Below are 7,182 nucleotides of genomic sequence, written 5' to 3'. Positions count from 1 at the left end.
GTGAAGTTCAGCGACTGTCGCAGTTCTAATCCATGATTTATAAATGCACTGCCCGTTTAACCAGTAATGATCGTTTCTAGTTTGAACCTTGTGAACTGTCATAAGATCGTTAGGCATGAATGCATCAATGTACACAACTACATCACCAACTAAGAAATCACTTTCAGCCGATTCTAATTCTGGCGAATTCGCCATAATGAAACAGTTATTGCATTGGAACTCGCTGCACTTGTTAGTGCATGGGTGTTTTGATATATTAGGCTTTGTCATTTCATTGATCCTTGTGATTGATGAGCAGAAAAAGCTTGAGCCGCGAACTCAGGCTTTTTTTGTACCCGTTGTTTCTTAAAAAAACTTAATAATGCTCCGAATACATTTGTATTCTTTGATGTATACAAAGTATTCAATGTATACGTTGGTATACATTCACTTTTATGCGAAAACTGAGATTCGTCTAAATCAAGAAGGTTCTCATCTATGAGTTTTTGTTTAATCGCCTCACGAATCCAATCACTACGGCTTTTACCGCTACTTTTGATAGCTTCAAGCCAATCAGGTGGTAATCGAGTTGATGCTGATACATCTAACTTAGGCTGGGTTAATACTGATGACATTGTCACCTCCTATATGGTTATTTGCTCTAAACTCTCTTTTAATGAAGGACAAAGCTCACTTGCTTTAAATTCACCATTGGTTACAGCCTGTGCACGAATCGCTACTAACTCAGACATTTTTCTAGTTCCACGAACCCAAGCTGATACGGCAGGCTGTCTTACTTGCAATGCTTTCGCTGTATTTTCTTGTCCGCCAAAATGCTCAACTAAACGTTGAAACTTATTTTTGCCTAATTCAGTCATAGTTATATCTCCTTAGATATAACCAATAATATAACTATAGCTATATTAAATCAATAACTATAGTTGTTTGATCCTATATAACCAAAGTTATATATTGTTATAAATTATTTGGTGTAAGTCTTATGTCACTTAAAGAGCGTCTAAAAGAGTCGAGAAAAAAAGCTAAAAAGACTCAACTTGAAGTTGCTGAAGCTGTAAAAATGTCACAACCTGCATACCAAGCATTGGAATCAGGTAGAAATCAAAAGTCTGCTTTTTTGCCACTAATCGCAGATTTTTTAGGAGTTGATCCATATTGGCTAACAACAGGAACTACTTCCGAATCTAATCAAAGTGAAATAGCGAGAAATAAATCTAATAGTAGTTGTAAAGGTGATATTCACTTCGCTCCAGTTGAGTTTAGAAGTGCAGATACAAAAGGTCGCCCTGGTAATGTGCGTATTCCTATTTATAAGGATGTAAAAGCATCGTGTGGTTCAGGTATTGAAAATTTTCTAGAAGATGCAAGCGATTATCTTGAAATTGACCCTGTGTTGTTAAAACTTATGGGTGTACAGATAAATCCTAGTCATCTCAAAATTATCTATTCTGCTGAATACAGCATGTACCCGACTGTTGCTCCAGATAGCCCATTGTTTGTAGATGTTTCTGATAAAGATCCAAATAATTTAAAAAATGGCAATGTTTACGTGTTTACTCACAATCATGAGTTAAGAATGAAGCGTGTTTTTGTGAGTTATGGATCTAATACGGTAAAGCTTACGAGTGATAATCCTGATAAGAATAGATATCCAGATGAATTTATAACGAATGAACAGCTTAATGAAATTAATTTTGTAGGACGTTTAGAGTTGGCTTTGGTTAAGCCTTAAGGAAACAACAATATGACTAATCAATATCCAATTAATAATGTTTTAGACAAGATTCGTGAAGCATCTAAGAATAAAACAAGTTTAGAGCTATTAGTGGATGAGGTTAAAGTGCTTGCTGATCGAATCGGTGACTTCAGACTTATCCCTGTTTATACGATGGAGTAAATTAATCAGTTGTGTAATGAAGGGAAATTGGGAAAACCAATGTTTCCTAAGAAAATGGATAATTAAAACTGCGAACCCGACGCAGCTCTTTCAAACAGATCGGGTGGAGAAGAAATGTATAATTTATTAAATAATATTAAATATCTACCTGCTATTAGAACAAGTCGTTTTGAATTGGCTGCTTTAACCGAGCTTGATAAGAATGTAAAAGATCAAATATCTCCATTTTTATTATTAAGAAGTAATTCTGATTCAATTAAAGATATAGAACGATTTTTAAATGACTGGGAAGGCGGTGCATTGTGGATTGATAACTCGCGGTATACCCTTGATAGTGTCTCAGGTATAGCTCCACTACTGAATAACTCAGAAAATCATTACCACTTTAAATACGAATTTTTTCAAAAATTATTCAACTTAAACAATCGAATTAAGCCAATAGTAGGTTTTGGAGCTTTAGATAATGTGCGATCAGTTACCCAATTTGGTCTAAAGGTTTTAAATGACTTTGGTTATTTGGGTATAAGACTAGAAGTTGACTCTATAGACAGTTCTAATTTAGATAAAAAATTAAACATTTTTTCCTCTCTTATGAATGCAATACCTGATGAATTCATTAATAAAATCTTTATCATAATTGATACATGTTCAATTGATAGCCTTCCAAATCTGGGTCCAGATGGGGTGATAATGAAATGTGCTAGTGCTGCAATAAAATACAATGTTAAGCATATTTCAACTTTAAGTACTTCTTGGCCAAACGATCGCCCAGGTAAAAATGAGGAACTAACAATACCCAATATAGATCCAATTTGGCAGGCTTATTTTTCTCAGTTAATTCATAAGATTGATCCTAATATCAACTGTATTTATGGAGATTATGCCTCTACAAATCCCATGAAAGATTTGTCTGATGATTATGATCCTGCTGTTATGAGCTTACCAATCCCATTTGCTGGTTATGCTTATGATCTTGGCTGGTTTCAATATAGATATGGAAATAGTGGTGAGTGGGATAAATTTATCGGGATTGCTAACAAAATTGTAGAAAGTTCTAAATTTCAATCACATGGTGCAGATTTCTGTTGGGGAAATCGTAGAATTTATGCAATTAGCCAACAAACTGAAGAACCTAAAACAAACTCAGTTTGGAATAAAATTAGAATCAATCAACATATTACATTGATGCATGAACTTTTAAATAATGGACTTTTTGAAAATATTTTAAGACCAAAAGAAGAAGAGGATTAACTTAAAACAGGATAAGCGCGTTCTCTAGTTTTTAAGCACTGTAAAACGTAATTATTTATTAAGCTAATATCAATCAATGTAGCTATTCGCTCTCTGATTACCTTTTTATTATCAGATGAACGAATAGCTATATTATGAATTCTCGCAAAATTTTGAAGCTCATCTTTCCATAAGAAACTTGTTAAATCAAAAGCATCTATATTTTTATTAGGAGAAGCATTTTTATAAATTGCAATAGATCCTAAATCATCAATCATTAAAATTCCAATATGAGATGCTGTAGTCTCAATAGCTTTTTTTAAATGAGAACTATGACAACATAACCAAATTTCGTTAAAGACATTGCTGTAAGCAAGCATTTGACGATCCCATCTCTTGAGATTGTCTGCCTTGGATTTAATTTCAAACCCAACTAATCTCCCATTAGCAAGTACTAAGTCAGCACGAAAAGTAGACTCTACTGAGGAGTGAGGATTTTTATTATAAAAACCTAACTCATTAATTAAAACATCATTCTGTTTCGCTTTGTGTTTAGTTTTAATCCATGAACTTAGTTGATCTCTAATTTCAATGGGACCAAGTGCTTTGTCGAAATTAAGCATTTAATGTACCTCTCATAAATTTCAGCACCCTTACTAAAATTGGTTTGGATTTTAACAAAATGAAAGTTTAGAATCTACGATTATCGCTTATTTCACCACACCCGGTGTGGGTTTTAATTTACCTGTAATACTGAAAAACTATAATCACTACCAAGGCTACTGAAGGATAGCCTGTAATAACTCAGTATCATTCGCTCACCCGCTTCTGCGGGTTTTTCTTTTTTAGTTTCAGGTAAATAAAATCAGAAAGTAACTAAAAGGTGCATTTTATGCATCAAAAAATAGTTTCCATACAAATCTTGTGCAATATCAAATACAAAATAATAATATTCGATAAAATACCGATAACCATGTCTCACTCTCATCCCAGAATTTGAGTGTATTTCTTAAATATTAAATTGGCATCGAATTTGCAATTAGAAAACTACAAATCTTAAAATTTACTTAAGAACGGAGTTTTTATTTTGAAAAAGTCACTTTTATCACTATTCGTTGTGGGTTGCTCAATCTTTAGTTCTGCTTATGCTGATGATTTTGTTGTACTAAAACAAATCTCTGATAAACCTACCATTCTTAAAAGTGGACCTTATGCTGGTAACTATTATGTTCCATCTACACTTTCAACAATTCAATGGGGCTACTTGCCAAACAAAGACTCTAAATCTGTATTAACTATCCCATCTGGCAGTACAGTAACATTTGATACAGTTTCTCATGAGGGTTTACTTGAGGATCAAGGACGTGATGCAGAAAAGTATTTTAAATCTAAAGGTGTAAAATCAGATTCTATTTTGGATGAAGCTAAATTAATTACCCAATCAAAACTAAAACATGACTTCTTTAAAGATGGTCCACACATTATTACAGGTCCTGTAGCGATTGAAGGTGCCATGCCTGGTGATGTGCTAAAAGTAGAGATTCTTAAAGTTGAGCCTCGCGTTCCTTATGGAGTAGTTTCAAACCGACACGGTAAAGGTACACTGGTTGGTGAATTTCCTAAAACACCAGCAAGTCCAACCCCTTCAGTTGATAACCCTGCATCATTCGGTAATGTTTCTATCTTTACCCCTATCGAAAAAAATGTGAAAGGTGAATATGAAGGTGTCATGAAAACAGCTTCAGGAAAATCTATTCGCTTTCCGTTATATCCATTTATGGGAACCATGGGAGTTGCGCCAAATACAAGTGAACCTGTGAATTCAGTACCACCATCATTCTTTGGAGGTAATATTGATATTAATGAACTCGGTGCTGGCGCAACAGCCTACTACCCTGTCCAAGTACCTGGTGCTATGTTTTACACTGGAGATGGTCATTTTGTTCAAGGAGATGGTGAAGTTTCTTTAACTGCCCTTGAAGGCTCAACTCGCGCTACATTTAAAATTACGCTACTCAAATCAGGTCGAGACAAAATACTTGGTAAAGAGATTAAGCAACCCTTAGCAGAAAATGCAGAATTCTGGATTACTCCTGGTTTAGATGCTGACCTTGATGAAGCAATGAAGAAGTCTACTCGTGAAGCTATTGCATTCCTTAAAAATGAGTTTGGTATAGAAGAGGAAATAGCTTACGCTTATTTAAGTGCAGCAACTGATTTTCAAGTTTCTCAAGTTGTAGACAAAACTAAAGGAATTCATGCCATGATTCGTAAAGCAGACTTTGAAGAGTTTAAAGAAGAAAATAAAAAATAATTAAATATTGAAACAAAAAACCCTGCAATTGCGGGGTTTTCTTTTGACTAATATAATTAAAAATATAACTAAAGAAATAAAAAATAGCTTTAAGTATTGACTATAAAAATAACTATAGTTATATTTATGAGACAAAATAAAAGCACATCGCTCTCTTACCTTCGATGTGCCTTTACAACTAGCGAGATCAATTATGAATGCAAAACTAAATCCTATCAACCCTGCTGTTACACATCGTGTACAGCCAAAACGCTTTTTACAAGTTTGCACACTCAGTGCTTTATTCACGACGGGTATCGTTGCTTTAGCATATGACCAAAAAACCACTGAATACAAACCACCTCTAGCATCTGAATACATCCCTTCTACTTATGCCGTGCAAACAGTAGAAATCACTTCATTAAGCACTGGCTATGCTGTGATTCAACTTGATGAGTTCACATTAAAGTTCCCTTTTAGCTATGAAGCACATAAAGATGAAAACGGCGCAGTAAATTATGGCTTCACTGCTGTAGAAATTAAAGAACTCGGTCAAATCAAAGTCTTTGACGAGAAAGGCAATCCATACCGCGACTTCACTGATCAACTCGACCACCGCAATATCAATAACTTGTTGATTGGTTTTATTGAGCGTAATCATTTAGTGGAGGCTGTGTAATGACTGAATCTACTACTCCAGAACAACTAGATAATTTCTCAAAACTCGCTGCTATTAATGTTTCTAAGCATATCGAAAAGAAAAATGGCTTGTCCTATTTATCGTGGGCTTGGGCTGTTGACCAATTAATGCGTCTAGATCCTCAAGCGAATTGGGTCTTTCGTGAGCCAGTTGTTTATCCTGATGGATCAATGATGGTTCATTGCGATATCACTGTTTATGGGAAAACAATGTATATGTTTTTACCTGTAATGAACTATAGCAATAAGGCAATTGCTAACCCTAATGCTGTCGATATTAACAAGGCAATGATGCGTTGCCTTGTTAAAGGAATTGCTGTACATGGTTTAGGACTTTATATCTACGCTGGTGAGGATTTACCAGAAGAAGAAAAACAAGCAACTATGCACGAGCAAAATCAAGGCTCACAACAGCCTAATCAACAACAAAACCAAAACACGCAACAGCCTGTTCAACAACAAGCTGCACCACCAAAACCTAAGGATACTCGAACACAACAACAAATTTATGATTCTGCCTTAGCGACTATCCAAAAAACCGAAGATAGAGATGTTCTACTCAAAGCTGCCAGAACGTTTAAAGGCACAAAATATGAAACAAGTATTAATAAAGCTTGTCGAGCTCGTTCAGATCAAATGGGTTGGCCAACCAAACAAACCCAACGAAACCAAAACTCGCCACAGCAACCGATGCATCATTGAGGGATAACAAATGGATATTTTAAACGCTAAACAAGCTTTTGAAACAATGTCATCTGGTCAAGCAGTGTTGTGTCGTGCAGTCGGGCAACTGCTCGACTTTGGCGAGTTGAGTCAATTCCCTGCTACGGTCTTCTTCGGTGCTGATTACGAGTTTTGCCTTGCACCTCGTTTTATGACGATTGGTCAATTGGATCTAGAAGTACCTGAGTGTATTCAAGGCTTTGATGACTTAATTGATGATGCAATTGCGCATGCACGTGCATTTATCACGTTAAACGGCGGTTCATTAGATCCTATCGAAGTTGAAGCTCCAGCTGTAGAAGTTGAAACTGTTGTTGAGCCTGAGGTTACTACTGAACTCGCG

9 protein-coding genes and 2 pseudogenes are annotated in these 7,182 nt (G+C 35.4%); 7 read left to right on the top strand and 4 right to left on the bottom strand.

Features of this window, described 5'->3' with window-relative positions:
- From C9E89_RS23700 to C9E89_RS21050, 3 genes and pseudogenes are all read right to left on the bottom strand, one after another.
- Positions 1-270, bottom strand: a pseudogene (locus tag C9E89_RS23700) (hypothetical protein); the annotation flags it as partial.
- The gene (locus C9E89_RS21055; RefSeq protein WP_107010107.1) at positions 267-614 is read right to left on the bottom strand and encodes a ribbon-helix-helix domain-containing protein; all 348 of its coding nucleotides are present in this window, start codon (positions 612-614) and stop codon (positions 267-269) included. The gene C9E89_RS21055 and the pseudogene C9E89_RS23700, both read right to left, overlap by 4 nt.
- Before the next feature lie 9 nt (positions 615-623).
- Complete coding sequence (locus C9E89_RS21050; protein ID WP_107010106.1) at positions 624-857, bottom strand: Cro/CI family transcriptional regulator; 234 nt, start codon at positions 855-857, stop codon at positions 624-626.
- Between the two features lie 122 nt (positions 858-979).
- Between C9E89_RS21050 and C9E89_RS21045 the strand changes: the two genes are divergently transcribed.
- From C9E89_RS21045 to C9E89_RS21040, 3 genes are all read left to right on the top strand, one after another.
- Positions 980-1,729, top strand: a complete 750-nt coding sequence (locus C9E89_RS21045) for an XRE family transcriptional regulator (protein ID WP_107010105.1) — start codon at positions 980-982, stop codon at positions 1,727-1,729.
- Positions 1,730-1,741: 12 nt separating this feature from the next.
- Positions 1,742-1,894, top strand: a complete 153-nt coding sequence (locus tag C9E89_RS23415) for a hypothetical protein (RefSeq protein ID WP_171405194.1) — start codon at positions 1,742-1,744, stop codon at positions 1,892-1,894.
- A gap of 114 nt (positions 1,895-2,008) precedes the next feature.
- The gene (locus C9E89_RS21040; RefSeq protein ID WP_107010104.1) at positions 2,009-3,145 is read left to right on the top strand and encodes a beta family protein; all 1,137 of its coding nucleotides are present in this window, start codon (positions 2,009-2,011) and stop codon (positions 3,143-3,145) included.
- Here C9E89_RS21040 and C9E89_RS21035 read toward each other — a convergent pair.
- On the bottom strand, positions 3,142-3,747 hold the full coding sequence (locus C9E89_RS21035; RefSeq protein WP_107010103.1) for a sce7726 family protein: 606 nt from the start codon (positions 3,745-3,747) through the stop codon (positions 3,142-3,144). The genes C9E89_RS21040 and C9E89_RS21035 overlap by 4 nt on opposite strands.
- 461 nt (positions 3,748-4,208) lie before the next feature.
- Here C9E89_RS21035 and C9E89_RS21030 point away from each other — a divergent pair, with 461 nt between their 5' ends.
- The 4 genes and pseudogenes from C9E89_RS21030 to C9E89_RS21015 form a co-directional block, all read left to right on the top strand.
- Positions 4,209-5,438, top strand: coding sequence for an acetamidase/formamidase family protein (locus C9E89_RS21030; RefSeq protein ID WP_107010102.1), 1,230 nt, complete (start codon positions 4,209-4,211; stop codon positions 5,436-5,438).
- Between the two features lie 193 nt (positions 5,439-5,631).
- Positions 5,632-6,096 (top strand): hypothetical protein, encoded by a 465-nt coding sequence (locus tag C9E89_RS21025; protein ID WP_107010101.1) that lies wholly within the window; start codon positions 5,632-5,634, stop codon positions 6,094-6,096.
- Entirely contained in the window at positions 6,096-6,818 is a 723-nt protein-coding gene (locus tag C9E89_RS21020; protein WP_107010100.1) for a Sak single strand annealing protein, read from the top strand. Before C9E89_RS21025 ends, C9E89_RS21020 begins: the two co-directional genes overlap by 1 nt.
- Positions 6,819-6,828: 10 nt before the next feature.
- Positions 6,829-7,182: pseudogene (locus tag C9E89_RS21015) on the top strand (hypothetical protein); the annotation flags it as partial.

Origin of the sequence: Acinetobacter sichuanensis, from assembly GCF_003024515.2 — a bacterium.
Lineage (GTDB): Bacteria > Pseudomonadota > Gammaproteobacteria > Pseudomonadales > Moraxellaceae > Acinetobacter > Acinetobacter sichuanensis.
The sequence above is the reverse complement of the archived record's forward strand: the minus strand, read 5'-3'. Positions and strand labels throughout refer to the sequence as shown.

Bases quoted from the DNA above. Each gene is read 5' to 3' on its own strand.
- C9E89_RS21055 (WP_107010107.1), bottom strand. From the start codon at position 614: ATGTCATCAGTATTAACCCAGCCTAAGTTAGATGTATCAGCATCAACT.
- C9E89_RS21050 (WP_107010106.1), bottom strand. From the start codon at position 857: ATGACTGAATTAGGCAAAAATAAGTTTCAACGTTTAGTTGAGCATTTT.
- C9E89_RS21045 (WP_107010105.1), top strand. From the start codon at position 980: ATGTCACTTAAAGAGCGTCTAAAAGAGTCGAGAAAAAAAGCTAAAAAG.
- C9E89_RS23415 (WP_171405194.1), top strand. From the start codon at position 1,742: ATGACTAATCAATATCCAATTAATAATGTTTTAGACAAGATTCGTGAA.
- C9E89_RS21040 (WP_107010104.1), top strand. From the start codon at position 2,009: ATGTATAATTTATTAAATAATATTAAATATCTACCTGCTATTAGAACA.
- C9E89_RS21035 (WP_107010103.1), bottom strand. From the start codon at position 3,747: ATGCTTAATTTCGACAAAGCACTTGGTCCCATTGAAATTAGAGATCAA.
- C9E89_RS21025 (WP_107010101.1), top strand. From the start codon at position 5,632: ATGAATGCAAAACTAAATCCTATCAACCCTGCTGTTACACATCGTGTA.
- C9E89_RS21020 (WP_107010100.1), top strand. From the start codon at position 6,096: ATGACTGAATCTACTACTCCAGAACAACTAGATAATTTCTCAAAACTC.